Raw genomic sequence first — 1,424 nt, forward strand, 5'->3', positions numbered from 1 at the left:
CTAGTACTGCAACGGTGCTTACCGTGACGGTTTGTCGGGTTCGCTCGTTGGGCTGTTCATGGGTGGGGACATATCCGAGATCGATGCTCGTCACTGGTCGGACGGGCTGGCGGGGTTGCACGAGCGGTTTGCTCATCGGTTCGCGCGGAGCGAGTCGCGGGAGTCGGCGCTGGCCTACATGAGGGGTCTGCTGTCGCCGCTGGAACGCAAGAACGGCTGGACGGTGGCCGAGGAAGCCGGCCATTGCGGCCCGGACCGGATCCAGCGGCTGCTGAACCGGATCGACTGGGACGCGGACGGGGTGCTCGACGACGTGCGCGAGTACGTCGTCGAGCACCTGGCGGATCCGGGCGGCGTGCTGATCGTGGACGACACCGGGTTCCTGAAGAAGGGCTTGCGGTCGGCCGGCGTCCAGCGCCAGTACTCCGGCACCGCCGGCCGCACCGAGAACTGCCAGGTGGGAGTGTTCCTCGCCTACTCGGGCGAGCGGGGCCGGACGTTGATCGACCGGGCGCTCTACCTGCCGAAGTCATGGACGGACGACCGCGTGCGTTGCCGGGACGCGGGCGTCGATGACGAGGTCGGGTTCGCCACGAAGGTCCAACTCGCCCGGCAGATGGTCCGCCGTGCGATCGACGACGAGGTCCCCTTCCGCTGGATGACCGCGGACGCGGGCTACGGCCACAGCAAGGGCTGGCGTTACGAACTCGAGCAGGCCGATGTCTTCCACGTCGTGGCCACCACCAGGCACGACACCGTCGTCACTCGGCAGGCATTGGACCATCCGCTCCACGACCTGATGGCTGATCTGCCCCGGCAGAAGTGGAAGCGCCGCTCCTGCGGCGAGGGTGCCCACGGCCCGCGGATCCACGACTGGGCGCGTGTCGAAGTCCGGCCCTGGCACCGCCCCGACCGCAGGCACTGGGTCCTGGCCCGCCGCAGCATCACCGACCCGACGAAGGTCGCCTACTACATTGCCTACGCGCCCGCCGGGGCCACGCTCAACGAGCTGATCACCGTCGCGGGTGCCCGCTGGGCGATCGAGGAGTGTTTTCAAACCGCGAAGGGGCAGTGCGGCCTGGACGACTACCAGGTCCGCCGTTACCTGGGCTGGCACCGGCACATCACCCTCGCGATGGCCGTCCACGCCTACCTGACCGTCATGCGGGCCCAGCAGCTTCAAAAGGGGCCGGACCTGCTCGAACTCCAGACCTGATTCCACTCACCGTCCCCGAGATCCGCCGGTTGGTCACCGGCCTCACCCGGCCTGTCCGCCGCAGCGTCGCCCACGTCCTGCACTGGTCCCGTTGGCGGCGACGGCGCCAGCACCAGGCTCGGACCAGCCACTACAAGAGACGAGGCCACAGCCCAAGGGCTGAAGCCTCGTCACCGTAAGCACCGTTGCAGTACTAGTAGCGGCTTGG

At 68.3% G+C, this 1,424-nt stretch carries 1 protein-coding gene; it reads left to right on the forward strand.

From position 1 onward, the window contains the following. Positions 1 to 58: 58 nt before the first annotated feature. Complete coding sequence (locus ACL02R_RS29995) at positions 59 to 1,216, forward strand: IS701 family transposase (protein WP_412800112.1); 1,158 nt, start codon at positions 59 to 61, stop codon at positions 1,214 to 1,216. Positions 1,217 to 1,424 lie beyond the last annotated feature (208 nt).

The organism is Streptomyces sp. MS19 (genome assembly GCF_047200595.1).
Taxonomy (GTDB): Bacteria; Actinomycetota; Actinomycetes; order Streptomycetales; family Streptomycetaceae; genus Streptomyces.